The sequence below is a fragment of the Streptomyces albireticuli genome, assembly GCF_002192455.1.
GTDB lineage: Bacteria > Actinomycetota > Actinomycetes > Streptomycetales > Streptomycetaceae > Streptomyces > Streptomyces albireticuli_B.
Genome location: NZ_CP021744.1, coordinates 1,242,583 through 1,258,764, shown reverse-complemented (window position 1 = coordinate 1,258,764; position 16,182 = coordinate 1,242,583). Strand labels below are relative to the sequence as shown.

Here is a 16,182-nt window from a genome sequence, read left to right as displayed (position 1 = left end):
TCCCGCCGCGTCGAGCATGAAGCTCGGCGCGGTCGTCCTGACCATGGGCAACCGCCCCGCCGAGCTGCGCGCGCTGCTGGAGTCGGTGGCCAAGCAGGACGGCGACCCCATCGAGGTCGTCGTCGTCGGCAACGGCTCGCCGCTGCCCCCGCTCGCCTCCATGGCCCCGCCCGGGCTGACCGTGCGGACCGTCGAGCTCTCCGAGAACGTCGGCATCCCGGCCGGCCGCAACGTCGGCATCGAGGCCTTCGGCCCCGCCGGCCGCGAGGTCGACGCGCTGCTCTTCCTGGACGACGACGGGCTGCTGCCCGGCCAGGACACGGCCGCGCTGTGCCGCGAGGCCTTCGCCGCCGACCCGAAGCTCGGCATCGTCAGCTTCCGCATCGCCGACCCCGACACCGGGCTCACCCAGCGCCGCCACGTGCCGCGGCTGCGCGCCTCGGACCCGATGCGGTCCTCGCGCGTGACCACCTTCCTCGGCGGCGCCAACGCGGTCCGCACCCGGGTCTTCGCGGAGGTCGGCGGCCTGCCCGACGACTTCTTCTACGCCCATGAGGAGACCGACCTCGCGTGGCGGGCCCTCGACGCGGGCTGGATGATCGACTACCGCTCGGACATGGTCCTGCACCACCCGACGACGCCGCCGAGCCGCCACGCGGTCTACCACCGCATGGTCGCCCGCAACCGCGTCTGGCTGGCCCGGCGCAACCTCCCGGCGCCCCTCGTCCCCGTCTACCTCGGGGTGTGGCTGCTGCTGACCCTGGCCAGGCGGCCCTCGATGCCGGCGCTGCGCGCCTGGCTTGGCGGCTTCAAGGAGGGCTGGACGACCCCCTGTGGCCCACGGCGCCCCATGAAGTGGCGTACCGTGTGGCGCCTGACCCGACTGGGTCGCCCTCCCGTGATCTGACAAGCTCTTGTCTGAGAGCATCGGGCGCGTCCCGGGGCAGGACCCCGGGAGCGCACCTTGAGGACGAAAGTGTCAACTGTGAGCGAGACAACGCACGACAGTGCGGTCGCCATGAGTGCCCCGCCATCCCCCGACGACGGACTCTCCGCCGCCGAGCTGGCCAAGAAGTACGGCCTCGCGGTGAGCGGCGCCCGGCCCCCGCTGGGGGAGTACGCCCGGCAGCTGTGGGCGCGGCGCCACTTCATCCTCGCGTTCTCCCGGGCGAAGCTGACCGCGCAGTACAGCAAGGCGAAGCTGGGCCAGGTCTGGCAGGTGGCCACGCCGCTGCTGAACGCGACGGTGTACTTCCTCATCTTCGGCCTGCTGATGCAGCAGAGCAAGGGGATGGGGATCAGGACGTACATCCCCTTCCTGGTGACGGGCATCTTCGTCTTCACCTTCACCCAGAGCTCGGCGATGGCGGGCGTCCGCGCCATCTCGGGCAACCTGGGGCTGGTGCGGGCCCTGCACTTCCCCCGGGCGGCGCTGCCGATCTCCTTCGCGCTCCAGCAGCTCCAGCAGCTGCTGTACTCGATGGTGGTGCTCTTCCTCTTCCTGCTGGGCTTCGGCCACATGCCGTCGCTCTCGTGGCTGCTGATCGTCCCGGTGCTGGTGCTCCAGTTCTGCTTCAACACCGGCCTCGCGATGGTGCTGGCCCGCGCGGGCAGCAAGACCCCGGACCTCGCCCAGCTGCTGCCGTTCGTCACGCGTACCTGGATGTACGCGTCCGGCGTGATGTACAGCCTGGTGGACGCGCTGGAGAAGGCGAAGGCGCCGGGGTGGGTCGTGGACGTGCTGAGCGCCAACCCGGCCGCCGTCTACATCGACCTGATGCGCTGGTCGCTGATCGAGAACCACAGCAGGATCCACCTGCCGCCGCACGTCTGGTCCCTGGCCCTCGGCTGGGCGCTGGTCTTCGGCGTCGGAGGCTTCGTGTACTTCTGGAAGGCTGAGGAGCAGTACGGCCGTGGCTGAACAGAACCCCACCGGGGCCCCCGAGGTCCCCGCTGCGCCTTCGGGCCCCCGTATCCCCACCGTGATCGCGGACGACGTGCACATCGTCTACCGCGTCTACGGCGGCAGCACCGGCCGCGGCAGCGCGACCGCCGCGCTCAACCGGCTGGTGCGCCGGACGCCGGGGGCCGGCGTCCGGGAGGTGCACGCCGTCAAGGGCGTCAGCTTCACCGCCTACCGCGGTGAGGCGATCGGCCTGATCGGCTCCAACGGCTCCGGCAAGTCGACCCTGCTCAAGGCCATCGCCGGGCTGCTGCCCGCCGAGCGCGGCAAGGTCTACACCGACGGCCAGCCCTCGCTGCTGGGCGTCAACGCGGCCATGATGAACGACCTCACGGGCGAGAAGAACGTGATGCTCGGCGGGCTGGCGATGGGCATGTCCCGGGAGCAGATCCGCGAGCGCTACCAGGGGATCGTCGACTTCTCCGGCATCAACGAGAAGGGCGACTTCATCACGCTGCCGATGCGGACGTACTCCTCCGGCATGGCGGCCCGGCTGCGGTTCTCCATCGCCGCGGCCAAGGACCACGACGTCTTGATGATCGACGAGGCGCTGGCGACCGGTGACCGGTCCTTCCAGAAGCGCTCCGAGGCCCGGATCCGCGAGCTCCGCAAGGAGGCCGGCACGGTCTTCCTCGTCAGCCACAACAACCGGTCGATCCGGGACACCTGCGACCGGGTGCTCTGGCTCGAACACGGGCAGCTGCTCATGGACGGACCGACCGAGGAAGTGGTCCGGGCCTATGAGAAGGAGACGGCCCGCTAGTCCCGCGAGCCCGCGTTTTCCGGCCAGGCGCACCGGCCCCCGCCGTCTCCGACGGGCGGGGGCTTGACCTATCCGTAACGATCAACTCGCTTATTGTCAGGGTTGATTCGCCCCTCGCGTGGCATTGTATGGATCAAGCACCTACCCGGGCGCGCACCGCACATCTGTACGGCGTACGCTGTACAGTGCTGATTTATGGAGAAGCGGGGCGATACCGGTGTATCTCCCCCGGTCGGAAGGGTGATCCGGAGGGAGATCCGGGAGGTGCCCAAGGGGCACCGGGGGACGCCTGCCCTGCGGCGTGTCCGAAATAGGATGTTCTGGGTCGGCAGTGTAGAACGGGAGATGTGACGGCAATGGCTACGGGAACTCTCCAGCTCCGCGGCGCTCCCGCCGTCCTCGGCCCGACGACGCGCCCGGGCAGCACCCGGTGACGGCGGGGACGGCCGCGCACGAGCGCGCCGTGCTCGACAAGGCCGCGCACGAGAACTTCCCGGTGGCACCCTTCTTCCTGCCGCGAGCCTGGCGGGACGACCTCATGGCCGTCTACGGCTACGCCCGCCTCGTCGACGACATCGGCGACGGCGACCTGGCCCCGGGCGGCCGCGACGCCGAGCTGCTGGGCCTCGACCGGGAACAGGCGGACGACCGCCCGGCCCTGCTCGACGCCTTCGAGGCCGACCTCCTGCGCGTCTTCGACACCACCGGCACCGGCCCGCGCCACCCCCTGCTGCTCCGGCTGCGCCCGACCGTCCGCCGGTGCGGCCTGACCGCTGAACCGTTTCTCGGCCTGATCGCGGCCAACCGCCAGGACCAGCACGTCACCCGCTACGCCACCTACGCGGACCTGCTCGCCTACTGCGAGCTGTCCGCCAACCCCGTCGGCCGTCTGGTCCTGGGCATCACCGGCACCGCCAGCCCCGAGCGGATCCGCCGCTCGGACGCGGTCTGCACGGGTCTCCAGATCGTCGAACACCTACAGGACGTCGCCGAGGACCTCGGACGCGACCGCGTCTATCTCCCGGCCGAGGACATGCAGCGCTTCCGCGTCGACGAGGCCGATCTGGCCCGTCCCACCAGTGGCGCGTCGTTGCGTGCCCTGGTCGCGTACGAGGCGGAACGCGCCGGGGAACTGCTGAATGAAGGCACCCCCCTGGTGGGTAGCGTCCACGGCAGGTTGAAGCTGTTGCTCGCGGGGTTCGTGGGCGGGGGGAGGGCCGCGCTCCGCGCGGTCGCCGCCGCGGGACACGACGTACTGCCCGGACCGCCCAAGCCCACCAAGCTCAGCCTGCTGCGCGAGGTGGGAGCGACACTGCGAAGAGAGGGGTGAGCGGGACCGTGAACGGATCGCCAGACGCGTCCGCGCCGGTACTCGCCGCGTACAGCTACTGCGAGGCGGTCACCGGCCAGCAGGCCGGCAACTTCAGCTACGGCATCAGACTGCTGCCGACCGCCAAGCGGCGCGCCATGTCGGCGCTCTACGCCTTCTCCCGGCGCGTCGACGACATCGGTGACGGCCCGCTGGACCCGGCGGCCAAGCAGCGGCGGCTCGAGGAGACCCGGGCCCTGCTCGCCCGGATCCGCGAGGGCGGCATCGAGGACGACGACACCGACCCGGTGGCCGTCGCGCTCAGCCATGCCGCGCGCCGCTTCCCGATTCCGCTCGGCGGGCTCGACGAACTGATCGACGGCGTTCAGATGGATGTGCGTGGCGAGTCCTACGAGACGTGGGACGACCTCGCCGTCTACTGCCGCTGTGTCGCGGGTGCCATCGGCCGGCTCTCGCTCGGGGTGTTCGGCACCGTGCCCGGCGCGCGCGACGCCGCGCGCGCCGCTGAGTACGCCGATACTCTGGGTCTCGCGCTCCAGCTCACCAACATCCTGCGCGACGTCCGCGAGGACGCGGCCAACGGCCGCACCTACCTCCCGGCGGACGATCTCGCCAAGTTCGGCTGCGCCGCGGGCTTCCATTCCGCGAAGCCGCCGGCCGGGGCCGACTTCACGGGCCTGGTCCACTTCGAAGTCCGGCGCGCCCGCGCGCTGTTCGCCGAGGGCACCAAGCTCCTCCCCATGCTCGACCGGCGCAGCGGTGCCTGCGTCGCCGCCATGTCCGGCATCTACCGCAGGCTGCTGGACCGCATCGCCGAGGAGCCCGAGGCCGTGCTGCGCGGCCGCGTCTCGCTCCCCGGCCGCGAGAAGGTGTACGTCGCCGTGCGCGGCCTGTCCGGTCTCGACGCCCGCGGCGTCGGCCGGCGGACCGCCGGGGGGCGCGCTTGATGCCCCGGACGCCCCGTTCCCGGACCGGCAAGCGGTGTGCAACCCTCCGCCGATGGCATACGTCACTGACAGCAGCCGAGGGGGTGGGCGCATGACCACACCACGCACGACGACCCGTACCGGACGGGAGCGCGCGCACGACGCGACCCCCTCCACCGGAGCCACCGCGGTGGTCGTCGGCGGCGGGCTGGCCGGCATCACGGCCGCGCTCGAACTCGCCGACGCCGGACTCCGCGTCACCCTGCTGGAGGGCCGCCCCCGCCTCGGCGGGCTCGCCTTCTCCTTCCGCCGCGGCGACCTCACCATCGACAACGGCCAGCACGTCTACCTGCGCTGCTGCACCGCCTACCGCTGGTTCCTCGACCGCGTCGAGGCCGCCGCGCTCGCGCCGCTGCAACCCCGGCTCGACGTGCCCGTGCTCGACGTCGGCCACCCCTCGGGCAAGCCGCGCCTGGGCCGGCTGCGGCGCACCGCCCTGCCCGTCCCGCTGCACCTCGCCGCGAGCCTGGCCACCTACCCGCACCTCTCGCTCGCCGAGCGCGCCAAGGTGGGACGTGCCGCGCTCGCCCTCGGCGCCCTCGACCTCGACGACCCCGCGCTGGACGACGAGGACTTCGCGAGCTGGCTGCACCGCCACGGCCAGTCCCCGCGCGCCGTCGAGGCCCTGTGGGACCTCGTCGGCGTCGCCACCCTCAACGCCACCGCCGACCGCTCCTCGCTGGGCCTGGCCGCCATGGTCTTCAAGACCGGCCTGCTCTCCGAGCCCGGCGCCGCCGACATCGGCTGGGCGCGCGTGCCCCTCGGCGAGCTGCACGACACCCGGGCCCGCGCCGCCCTCGACAAGGCCGGCGTCCGCACCGAGCTGCGCACCCGCGCGACCTCGCTCACCCGGGCCGAGGACGGCCGCTGGCAGGTCGACACCGAGGCCGGGGCCGGCGGCACCGAGCGGCTCGACGCCGACGCGGTGGTCCTCGCCGTGCCCCAGCGCGAGACCCACGCCCTGCTCCCCGAGGGCGCGCTCGACGACCCGGACCGGCTGCTCGGCATCGACACCGCGCCGATCCTCAACCTCCACGTCGTATACGACCGCAAAGTCCTGCGGCAGCCCTTCTTCGCGGCGCTCGGCTCCCCGGTGCAGTGGGTCTTCGACCGCACCGACTCCTCCGGGCTCGCCGCGCGGGGCACCGGCGGCCAGTACCTGGCCGTCTCCCAGTCCGCCGCGCACGACGACATCGACCGGCCCGTCGCCGAGCTCCGCGCGCGCTACCTCCCGGAGCTGGAGCGGCTGCTGCCCGCGGCCCGCGGCGCCGGCGTAAGGGACTTCTTCGTGACCCGGGAGCGTACAGCGACGTTCGCCCCCACCCCGGGGGTCGGCGGGCTGCGGCCCGGCGCCCCCACCGCCACGCCCGGCCTCTTCCTGGCCGGCGCGTGGACCGCCACCGGCTGGCCCGCGACGATGGAGGGCGCGGTGCGCAGCGGTGTCCAGGCCGCCGCCGCGGCACTCTCCGAGCTGGGCCGACCGCATCACCACCCCTTGCGGGAGCCGGCATGACCGAGGCGAGCCATCAAGCGTCGCGTTCCCCCGACGGGGCGCGTACGAGCACGACCACCAGAGGAGAGACCGTGACATCGGCGATCCCAGCTGTCGACACCGCAGGCGTCAACGCCCTGCTGGAGCGCGGACGGACGCTTGCCACGCCGGTGCTGCGTGCCGCCGTGGACCGGCTCGCGCCGCCCATGGACACCGTCGCCGCCTACCACTTCGGCTGGATCGACGCCCAGGGCAGGCCCGCGCACGGCGACGGCGGCAAGGCCGTCCGGCCCGCCCTCGCCCTGCTCTCGGCCGAGGCCGCCGGAGCACCGCCGGAGACCGGCATCCCCGGCGCCGTCGCCGTCGAGCTCGTGCACAACTTCTCGCTGCTCCACGACGACCTGATGGACGGCGACGAGCAGCGCCGGCACCGCGACACGGTGTGGAAGGTGTACGGCCCCGAGCAGGCCATCCTGGTCGGCGACGCGCTGTTCGCGCTCGCGAACGAGATCCTGCTGGAGCTCGGCACGGTCGAGGCCGGCCGCGCCACCCGGCGGCTGACCACCGCCACCCGGAAGCTGATCGACGGTCAGGCCCAGGACATCTCCTACGAGCACCGCGAGCGGGTCACCGTCGAGGAGTGCCTGGAGATGGAGGGCAACAAGACGGGCGCCCTGCTCGCCTGCGCCGTCTCCATCGGCGCCGTCCTCGGCGGCGCCGACGACCGCACGGCCGACACCCTGGAGGCCTACGGCTACCACCTGGGCCTCGCCTTCCAGGCCGTCGACGACCTGCTGGGCATCTGGGGAGACCCGGAGGCCACGGGCAAGCAGACCTGGAGCGACCTGCGCCAGCGCAAGAAGTCGCTGCCGGTCGTCGCCGCCCTCGCGGCGGGCGGCCCCGCCTCCGAGCGGCTCGCCGACATCCTCGCCGCCGACGCCAAGCTCGGCGAATCCCAGACCGCCGACTTCGACGAGGAAGAATTCGCCAGCCGCGCGGCGTTGATCGAAGAGGCGGGCGGCCGGGAGTGGACCTCCCAGGAGGCCCGCCGCCAGCACGCCACCGCGATCGAGGCCCTCGACGGAGTCGACATGCCGGCCCAGGTACGGGCCCAGCTCACGGCGCTCGCCGACTTCGTCGTCGTACGAAAGAGATGATTCCCATTCACCCGATCTGAGCAGATCGCAGTCGCCGGCCGACGCCCTGACGGTGCGTCGGCCGACGGAGCCCCCAGCACGGCAGAGAAGAAAGATCACTGCAAAAAGGGGAAACCATGACAGCGACGACCGACGGAAGCACCGGAGCCCCTCCGCTCCCCGCAGCCGCGGCCAAGGACAGCACCACCGTTACGCCCCCGCCCGACGGCGGGCCGGCGGCGGCCACGACGGCCGCCGAGCGGGCCACCGCCAGGGCGGTCGACCACCTCCTGTCCCGGCAGGACCCCGAGGGGTGGTGGAAGGGCGACCTCCAGACCAACGTCACCATGGACGCCGAGGACCTGCTCCTCCGCCAGTTCCTCGGGATCCAGGACGAGCGGACCACCCGCGCCGCCGCCCTCTTCATCCGCTCCGAGCAGCGGCCCGACGGCACCTGGGCCACCTTCCTCGGCGGACCGCCCGAACTCTCGGCCACCATCGAGGCCTATGTCGCGCTGAGGCTCGCCGGGGACGCCCCCGACGCCCCGCACATGGCCGCCGCCTCCGCCTGGATCCGCGCGCGGGGCGGCATCGCCGCCTCCCGGGTCTTCACCCGCATCTGGCTGGCCCTCTTCGGCTGGTGGAAGTGGGACGACCTGCCGGAGCTGCCGCCCGAGATCATGTACGTGCCGAAGTGGGTCCCGCTCAACATCTACGACTTCGGCTGCTGGGCCCGGCAGACCATCGTGCCGCTCACCGTCGTCTCGGCGAAGCGGCCCGTGCGCCCCGCGCCCTTCGCGCTGGACGAGCTGCACACCGACCCGCGCCGGCCGAACCCGCCCCGCCCGCTCGCCCCGGCCACCAGCTGGGACGGCGTCTTCCAGCGCCTGGACAAGGCGCTGCACCGGTACCGCAGGTTCCCCGTCAAGCCCCTGCGCCGCGCCGCGCTCAACGCCGCAGCCCGCTGGATCATCGAGCGCCAGGAGAACGACGGCTGCTGGGGCGGCATCCAGCCACCCGCCGTCTACTCCGTCATCGCCCTGCACCTCCTCGGCTACGACCTCGACCACCCCGTGCTGCGCGCGGGCCTCGCGTCGCTGGACCGTTTCGCCGTCTGGCGCGAGGACGGCTCGCGGATGATCGAGGCGTGTCAGTCCCCGGTGTGGGACACCTGTCTCGCCGCGATCGCGCTCGCCGACGCGGGCGTGGCCCCGGACCACCCGGCGCTCGTCAAGGCCGCCGACTGGATGCTCGACGAGCAGATCCTCCGGCCCGGCGACTGGACGGTGCGCAGGCCGGAACTGCCCCCGGGCGGCTGGGCCTTCGAGTTCCACAACGACAACTACCCCGACATCGACGACACCGCCGAGGTCGTCCTCGCGCTCAAGCGCGTCGCCCATCCCGACCGCGCCCGGCTGGACGCGGCCGTGGAGCGCGCCGCCCGCTGGAACCTGGGCATGCAGTCGAAGGACGGCGCCTGGGGCGCCTTCGACGCCGACAACACCAGCCCCTTCCCCAACCGGCTGCCGTTCTGCGACTTCGGCGAGGTCATCGACCCGCCGTCCGCCGACGTCACCGCGCACGTGGTGGAGATGCTGGCCGTCCTCGGCAGGCAGCACGACCCGCGCACCCGGCGCGGCATCGAGTGGCTGCTCGCCGAGCAGGAGGAGAACGGCGGCTGGTTCGGCCGCTGGGGCGTCAACTACGTCTACGGCACCGGGTCGGTCGTCCCCGCCCTCGTCACCGCCGGGCTCCCCGCCTCGCACCCGGCGATCCGCCGGGCCGTGCGCTGGCTGGAGAGCGTGCAGAACGACGACGGCGGCTGGGGCGAGGACCTGCGCTCGTACCGCGACCCGGAGTGGATCGGCCGCGGCGCCTCCACCCCCTCCCAGACGGCCTGGGCCCTGATGGCCCTGCTCGCCGCGGGGGAGCGGGACGGCAAGGCGGTCGAGCGCGGGGTGGCCCGGCTGGTGGAGACCCAGGCCGAGGACGGCTCCTGGGACGAGCCGCACTTCACCGGCACCGGATTCCCCTGGGACTTCTCCATCAACTACCACCTGTACCGCCAGGTCTTCCCCCTCACGGCCCTCGGCCGCTACGTCCACGGGGAGCCCTTCGCCGCCGACCGCCAGGAGGCGTGATGCCCCACGGCACGGGAACCCCCGGCCCCGCACCGCTGCTGGTCGCCTGCGCGCTCGGCATCGAGCGCCTCGCCCTGCGCGGGGGCGGCCTCGGCGGTGCGGCCGGGCCCGTGACCGTACTGCGCACGGGCATGGGCCCGGCCGCCGCGGACCAGGCCGTCACCCGCGCCCTCGCGGACGACGGCATGCGGTACGCCTCGGTGATCGCCACCGGCTTCTGCGCCGGGCTGGCACCGGGGATGCACCCCGGCGACCTGGTCGTCGCCGACGAGACCCGCGACGCCGAGGGCCGCACGGAGTGCGCCGGCGCCGAGCTCCTCGCCAAGGAGCTCGCGCGGGTGGCACCCCGGCGCGTCATCCACACCGGCCCGCTCGTCGGCTCCGACCACGTCGTGCGTGGCGCGGAGCGCTCCGGCCTGCACGCCGCGGGGGCGCTCGCCGTCGACATGGAATCCGCCGCCACGCTCCGAAGCGCCGTCCGCACGGGACCGCGCCCGGTTGCGGCCGTCCGGGTGGTCGTGGACGCTCCAGAACATGAACTCGTACGAATCGGGACGTTGCGGGGTGGAATATCAGCCTTCCGGGTGCTCCGCACCGTCCTTCCGGCATTTATCGAATGGCACCGATCTTTACTGCTCCCCAGGAGGTGAGCCAGATGGCCATGCCGCTCCGCCAGTCCATCCGGGTGGGAACCTACCTTTTTGAACAGAAGCTGCGGAGGCGGGAGAAGTTCCCGCTGATCGTCGAACTGGAGCCGCTCTTCGCCTGCAACCTCAAGTGCGAGGGCTGCGGGAAGATCCAGCACCCGGCGGGCGTGCTCAAGCAGCGCATGCCCGTCGCGCAGGCCGTCGGCGCGGTTCTGGAATCCGGTGCGCCGATGGTCTCCATCGCCGGCGGCGAGCCCCTGATGCACCCGCAGATCGATGAGATCGTGCGGCAGCTGGTGGCGAAGCGAAAGTATGTCTTCCTGTGCACCAACGCCCTGTTGATGCGTAAGAAGATGGAGAAATTCACCCCCTCACCGTATTTCGCTTTCGCGGTGCACATCGACGGGCTGCGCGAGCGGCACGACGAATCCGTTGCGAAGGAGGGCGTCTTCGACGAGGCGGTGGAGGCGATCAAGGAGGCCAAGCGGCGTGGCTTCCGGGTCACCACCAATTCCACCTTCTTCAACACCGACACCCCGCAGACCATCATCGAGGTGCTCAACTTCCTCAATGACGACCTCCAGGTCGACGAGATGATGATCTCTCCCGCCTACGCCTACGAGAAGGCCCCCGACCAGGAGCACTTCCTGGGCGTCGAGCAGACCCGGGAGCTCTTCAAGAAGGCCTTCTCGGGCGGCAACCGCGGCCGCTGGCGGCTCAACCACAGCCCGCTCTTCCTCGACTTCCTGGAGGGCAAGGCCGACTTCCCCTGCACCGCGTGGGCCATCCCGAACTACTCCCTCTTCGGCTGGCAGCGCCCCTGCTACCTGATGAGCGACGGCTACGTCCCGACGTACCGGGAGCTGATCGAGGAGACCGACTGGGAGAAGTACGGGCGGGGCAAGGACCCGCGCTGCGCCAACTGCATGGCGCACTGCGGCTACGAACCCACAGCCGTCCTCGCCACCATGGGGTCGCTGAAGGAATCGCTGCGCGCCGCGCGCGAGACCGTCGCGGGAAACCGGGGCTGACGGGCATGGGATCCGTGGAGCCTGTCTCACTCGGACTCCCCGGCCTGCCGGCCCGGCCGCTGGCGAAGCGCCGCCCCTCGCGGCGCATCCAGGTCGGGTCGGTCCCGGTCGGCGGGGACGCGCCGGTGTCGGTGCAGTCCATGACCACGACGGTGACGGCGGACATCGGCGCGACGCTCCAGCAGATCGCCGAGCTCACCGCCTCCGGCTGCCAGATCGTCCGGGTCGCCTGCCCCTCGCAGGACGACGCGGAGGCACTGCCGGTCATCGCGAAGAAGTCGCAGATCCCGGTGATCGCCGACATCCACTTCCAGCCGAAGTACGTCTTCGCGGCCATCGACGCCGGCTGCGCCGCGGTCCGGGTCAACCCGGGCAACATCCGGCAGTTCGACGACAAGGTCCGCGAGATCGCCAAGGCGGCCGCGGACGCGGGAACCCCCATCCGGATCGGCGTCAACGCGGGCTCGCTGGACCGGCGCCTGCTGGAGAAGTACGGCAAGGCCACCCCGGAGGCGCTCGTCGAGTCGGCGCTGTGGGAGGCGTCGCTCTTCGAGGAGCACGGCTTCCGTGACATCAAGATCTCGGTCAAGCACAACGACCCGGTCGTGATGATCAATGCCTACCGCCAGCTGGCCGCCCAGTGCGACTATCCGCTGCACCTCGGCGTCACCGAGGCGGGCCCGGCATTCCAGGGCACGATCAAGTCGGCCGTGGCGTTCGGCGCGCTGCTCTCCGAGGGCATCGGCGACACCATCCGGGTCTCCCTGTCGGCGCCACCGGCCGAGGAGATCAAGGTCGGCATGCAGATCCTGGAGTCCCTGGGCCTGCGTCAGCGCCGTCTGGAGATCGTCTCCTGCCCGTCCTGCGGCCGCGCCCAGGTCGACGTCTACAAGCTCGCCGACCAGGTTACGGCAGGTCTGGAGGGCATGGAGGTGCCGCTGCGCGTCGCCGTGATGGGCTGCGTCGTGAACGGGCCGGGCGAGGCCCGCGAGGCGGATCTCGGTGTCGCCTCGGGCAACGGCAAGGGCCAGATCTTCGTCAAGGGCGAGGTCATCAAGACCGTCCCCGAGTCCAAGATCGTGGAGACCCTCATCGAGGAGGCGATGAAGATCGCCGAGACCATGGAGGCCGCGGGCGCCGGCTCGGGCACGCCCGATGTCACCGTGAGCTGACCGACGGGGCCACGCCCGCCGGAGACCAGGCCGACCGGACCGACCGGTCGGACGCAGGCACACCCAGTCAGATCAGACAGTCCCCGGAAGGAGCGGCCGTCAGGGCTGCCCGGCCGGGGCCGAGAGACGAGGAGGGGGCCCCGACGTGTCGTTGTTGGAGAACATCCGCGGTCCGCGCGACGTGAAGGCACTGGACACCGAGGACCTGACCGAACTGGCAGAGGAGATCCGCCACTTCCTGGTGCACGCCGTGGCCAGGACCGGCGGCCACCTCGGACCCAACCTCGGCGTGGTGGAGCTGACCATCGCGCTGCACCGCGCCTTCGACTCGCCCGCCGACCGCGTCCTGTGGGACACCGGCCACCAGTCCTACGTGCACAAGCTGCTCACCGGCCGCCAGGACTTCTCCAAGCTCCGCGGCAAGGGCGGCCTGTCCGGTTACCCCTCGCGCGAGGAGTCCGAGCACGACGTCATCGAGAACAGCCACGCCTCCACGGTCCTGGGCTGGGCGGACGGCCTCGCCAAGGCCAACCAGGTCCTCGGCCGCTGGAACCGCCACGTCGTCGCCGTCATCGGCGACGGAGCCCTCACCGGCGGAATGGCCTGGGAGGCCCTGAACAACATAGCCGCGGCCAAGGACCGGCCCCTGATCATCGTCGTCAACGACAACGAACGCTCCTACGCCCCCACCATCGGCGGCCTCGCCGACCACCTCGCCACCCTGCGCACCACCGACGGCTACGAACGCTTCCTCTCCTGGGGCAAGGACGCCGTCCAGAGCGTCCCCGTGCTCGGCAAGCCGCTCTACGAATCGCTGCACGGCGCGAAGAAGGGCTTCAAGGACGCCTTCGCCCCCCAGGGCATGTTCGAGGACCTCGGCCTCAAGTACCTCGGCCCGATCGACGGCCACGACATCGAGGCCGTCGAGTCGGCGCTGCGCAAGGCCAAGCGCTTCCACGGCCCCGTCCTCGTCCACTGCCGCACCGAGAAGGGCCGCGGCTACCAGCCCGCCCTGGAGGACGAGGCGGACCGCTTCCACACCGTGGGCGTCATGAACCCCCTCACCTGCGAGCCGCTGGCGCCCGCCGCCGGCCGGTCCTGGACCTCGGTGTTCGGCGACGAGATGCTGCGGATCGGCTCCGAGCGGCCGGACGTGGTGGCCATCACCGCGGCGATGCTCCACCCCGTGGGCCTCACCAAGTTCGCCGCCGCCTACCCCGACCGGGTCTGGGACGTCGGCATCGCCGAGCAGCACGCCGCCACCTCGGCGGCCGGCCTCGCGACGGGCGGCCTGCACCCGGTCTTCGCCGTCTACGCCACGTTCCTCAACCGCGCCTTCGATCAGGTCCTGATGGACGTCGCCCTGCACAAGTGCGGCGTGACCTTCGTCCTGGACCGGGCCGGCGTCACCGGCACCGACGGCGCCTCGCACAACGGCATGTGGGACATGTCGATCCTCCAGGTCGTGCCCGGCCTGCGGATCGCCGCCCCGCGCGACGCCGACCAGCTACGGGCCCAGCTCCGCGAGGCCCTGGACGTCGACGACGCCCCGACCGTCATCCGCTTCCCCAAGGAGACCGTCGGCGAGCCCCTCCCGGCCACCGCGAAGATCGGCGGCATGGACGTCATCGGCGGCCCCGGCCCCGAGGAGGAGCCCGCCGAGGTGCTGCTCGTCGCCGTCGGCACGATGGCCCCCGTCTGCCTGGCCGCCGCCGAGCTGCTCACCGCCCGCGGCACCTCCTGCACCGTCCTCGACCCCCGCTGGGTCAAGCCCGTCGACGAGGCCCTGCCCGCGTACGCCGCGCGGCACCGCGTCGTCGCCGTGGTCGAGGACAACAGCCGCACGGGCGGCGTCGGCTCGGCCGTGGCGCAGGCCCTGCGCGACGCCGAGGTCGACGTGCCCGTGCGCACCTTCGGCATCCCCGAGCAGTTCCTCCCGCACGCCAAGCGCGGCGAGGTGCTCGCGGACCTGGGGCTCACCCCGGCCGAGATCGCCGGCCGGATCAGTGCCGCCCTGGCCCGTAAGGAGGTGACGGCGGCGGCGCCGGCCGCGGCCGGCAGGACCAGCAAGGCCCGTAAGGAGAACGACGCATGACACCCGACGGCACCGACGGCGCGAAGGGGTTCGACCTCGCCCGGCTCCTCGCGGAGCGCGGCGGCGAGCGGTACGACCTGCACACCCGTCACCTCAACCACCAGCTGCCCCGCATGCTGCGCACCATCGGCTTCGACAAGGTCTACGAGCGGGCCGAGGGCGCGTACTTCTGGGACGCCGAGGGGCGGGACTACCTCGACATGCTCGCCGGCTTCGGGGTGATGGGCGTCGGCCGCCACCACCCCGTCGTCCGCAAGGCGCTGCACGACGTCCTGGACGCCTCGCTCGCCGACCTCACCCGCTTCGACTGCCAGCCGCTGCCCGGCCTCCTCGCCGAGAAGCTGCTGTCGTACACCCCGCACCTGGACCGGGTCTTCTTCGGCAACAGCGGCACCGAGGCGGTCGAGACCGCCCTGAAGTTCGCCCGCTACGCCACCGGCCGGCCCAGGGTCCTCTACTGCGACCACGCCTTCCACGGCCTGACCACCGGCTCCCTGTCCGTCAACGGCGAGACCGGCTTCCGCGACGGCTTCGCCCCGCTGCTGCCGGACACCGCGATCCCGCTCGGTGACCTCGACGCCCTGGAGCGGGAGCTGCGCCGGGGCGACGTCGCCGCCTTCGTCGTCGAGCCCATCCAGGGCAAGGGCGTCCACGAGCCGCCGCCGGGCTTCCTGCGCGCGGCCCAGGACCTGCTGCGCCGGCACAAGGCGCTGCTGATCGCCGACGAGGTGCAGACGGGCATCGGCCGCACCGGCGACTTCTACGCCTACCAGCACGAGGAGGGCGTCGAGCCGGACCTGGTGTGCGTCGCCAAGGCGCTCTCGGGCGGCTACGTACCGGTGGGCGCGACCCTCGGCAAGGACTGGATCTTCAAGAAGGTCTACTCCTCCATGGACCGGGTGCTGGTCCACTCGGCGAGCTTCGGCTCCAACGCCCAGGCCATGGCGGCCGGCCTCGCCGTGCTCTCGGTGATGGAGGACGAGGAGCTCGTCGCGGGTGCCCGGCACACCGGGGAGCTGCTGCGGAGCCGGCTGGCCGCGCTGGTCGGGAAGTACGAGCTGCTGCACGACGTCCGGGGCCGCGGGCTGATGATCGGCATCGAGTTCGGCAGGCCCGGCTCGCTGGGCCTGCGCAGCCGCTGGGCGATGCTCCAGGCCGCGCGCAAGGGCCTCTTCGCGCAGATGGTCGTGGTGCCGCTGCTCCAGAAGCACCGGATCCTCACCCAGGTCTCCGGCGACCATCTGGAGGTGATCAAGCTGATCCCGCCGCTGACCATCGGCGAGCGCGAGGTGGACCGCTTCGTGACCGCCTTCACGGCCGTGATGGACGACGCGCACGGGGGCGGCGGGCTGATGTGGGACTTCGGCCGGACGCTGGTCAAGCAGGCGGTGGCCAACCGCTGACCGGCCGGATGGCCGGACGGGCG

13 protein-coding genes are annotated in these 16,182 nt (G+C 72.1%); all 13 read left to right on the top strand.

The features are described from left to right. Positions 1–16: 16 nt before the first annotated feature. Positions 17–907 carry a glycosyltransferase family 2 protein gene (locus tag SMD11_RS05360; protein ID WP_087925325.1) on the top strand — a complete coding sequence of 297 codons (891 nt, stop codon included), beginning with the start codon at positions 17–19 and terminating at the stop codon, positions 905–907. A gap of 78 nt (positions 908–985) precedes the next feature. Continuing rightward, complete coding sequence (locus SMD11_RS05355; protein ID WP_087925324.1) at positions 986–1,921, top strand: ABC transporter permease; 936 nt, start codon at positions 986–988, stop codon at positions 1,919–1,921. Next, on the top strand, positions 1,914–2,726 hold the full coding sequence (locus tag SMD11_RS05350) for an ABC transporter ATP-binding protein (protein ID WP_087925323.1): 813 nt from the start codon (positions 1,914–1,916) through the stop codon (positions 2,724–2,726). The genes SMD11_RS05355 and SMD11_RS05350 overlap by 8 nt, the downstream gene beginning before the upstream one ends. 430 nt (positions 2,727–3,156) lie before the next feature. Further along, positions 3,157–4,056, top strand: coding sequence for a squalene synthase HpnC (hpnC, locus tag SMD11_RS05345; RefSeq protein WP_087925322.1), 900 nt, complete (start codon positions 3,157–3,159; stop codon positions 4,054–4,056). Continuing rightward, a complete protein-coding gene (hpnD, locus tag SMD11_RS05340; protein ID WP_087925321.1) occupies positions 4,053–5,003 on the top strand; it encodes a presqualene diphosphate synthase HpnD in 951 nt (316 codons plus the stop codon). Before hpnC ends, hpnD begins: the two co-directional genes overlap by 4 nt. 91 nt (positions 5,004–5,094) lie before the next feature. Beyond that, positions 5,095–6,555, top strand: a complete 1,461-nt coding sequence (gene hpnE, locus SMD11_RS05335; protein WP_087925320.1) for a hydroxysqualene dehydroxylase HpnE — start codon at positions 5,095–5,097, stop codon at positions 6,553–6,555. Continuing rightward, positions 6,552–7,691, top strand: a complete 1,140-nt coding sequence (locus tag SMD11_RS05330; protein ID WP_087925319.1) for a polyprenyl synthetase family protein — start codon at positions 6,552–6,554, stop codon at positions 7,689–7,691. Before hpnE ends, SMD11_RS05330 begins: the two co-directional genes overlap by 4 nt. Positions 7,692–7,807: 116 nt before the next feature. Then, a complete protein-coding gene (gene shc / locus SMD11_RS05325; RefSeq protein ID WP_087925318.1) occupies positions 7,808–9,811 on the top strand; it encodes a squalene--hopene cyclase in 2,004 nt (667 codons plus the stop codon). Next, the gene (locus SMD11_RS05320) at positions 9,811–10,461 is read left to right on the top strand and encodes a 1-hydroxy-2-methyl-2-butenyl 4-diphosphate reductase (RefSeq protein WP_087925317.1); all 651 of its coding nucleotides are present in this window, start codon (positions 9,811–9,813) and stop codon (positions 10,459–10,461) included. Before shc ends, SMD11_RS05320 begins: the two co-directional genes overlap by 1 nt. Positions 10,462–10,466: 5 nt before the next feature. Next, positions 10,467–11,489, top strand: a complete 1,023-nt coding sequence (gene hpnH, locus SMD11_RS05315) for an adenosyl-hopene transferase HpnH (protein WP_087925316.1) — start codon at positions 10,467–10,469, stop codon at positions 11,487–11,489. A 5-nt stretch (positions 11,490–11,494) separates the two neighbouring features. After that, positions 11,495–12,661: a flavodoxin-dependent (E)-4-hydroxy-3-methylbut-2-enyl-diphosphate synthase gene (ispG, locus tag SMD11_RS05310; RefSeq protein ID WP_087925315.1), complete on the top strand. Its 1,167-nt coding sequence runs from the start codon at positions 11,495–11,497 to the stop codon at positions 12,659–12,661. Between the two features lie 145 nt (positions 12,662–12,806). Beyond that, the gene (gene dxs, locus SMD11_RS05305) at positions 12,807–14,756 is read left to right on the top strand and encodes a 1-deoxy-D-xylulose-5-phosphate synthase (protein WP_087925314.1); all 1,950 of its coding nucleotides are present in this window, start codon (positions 12,807–12,809) and stop codon (positions 14,754–14,756) included. Then, the gene (locus tag SMD11_RS05300; protein WP_087925313.1) at positions 14,753–16,159 is read left to right on the top strand and encodes an aspartate aminotransferase family protein; all 1,407 of its coding nucleotides are present in this window, start codon (positions 14,753–14,755) and stop codon (positions 16,157–16,159) included. The genes dxs and SMD11_RS05300 overlap by 4 nt, the downstream gene beginning before the upstream one ends. The last annotated feature ends 23 nt before the right edge of the window (positions 16,160–16,182 follow it).

What these genes read in the sequence shown, in the direction of transcription:
- SMD11_RS05360 (WP_087925325.1), top strand. Translation starts at nt 17, where the DNA reads ATGAAGCTCGGCGCGGTCGTCCTGACCATGGGCAACCGCCCCGCCGAG.
- hpnE (WP_087925320.1), top strand. Translation starts at nt 5,095, where the DNA reads ATGACCACACCACGCACGACGACCCGTACCGGACGGGAGCGCGCGCAC.
- SMD11_RS05330 (WP_087925319.1), top strand. Translation starts at nt 6,552, where the DNA reads ATGACCGAGGCGAGCCATCAAGCGTCGCGTTCCCCCGACGGGGCGCGT.
- shc (WP_087925318.1), top strand. Translation starts at nt 7,808, where the DNA reads ATGACAGCGACGACCGACGGAAGCACCGGAGCCCCTCCGCTCCCCGCA.
- SMD11_RS05320 (WP_087925317.1), top strand. Translation starts at nt 9,811, where the DNA reads ATGCCCCACGGCACGGGAACCCCCGGCCCCGCACCGCTGCTGGTCGCC.
- hpnH (WP_087925316.1), top strand. Translation starts at nt 10,467, where the DNA reads ATGGCCATGCCGCTCCGCCAGTCCATCCGGGTGGGAACCTACCTTTTT.
- ispG (WP_087925315.1), top strand. Translation starts at nt 11,495, where the DNA reads ATGGGATCCGTGGAGCCTGTCTCACTCGGACTCCCCGGCCTGCCGGCC.
- SMD11_RS05300 (WP_087925313.1), top strand. Translation starts at nt 14,753, where the DNA reads ATGACACCCGACGGCACCGACGGCGCGAAGGGGTTCGACCTCGCCCGG.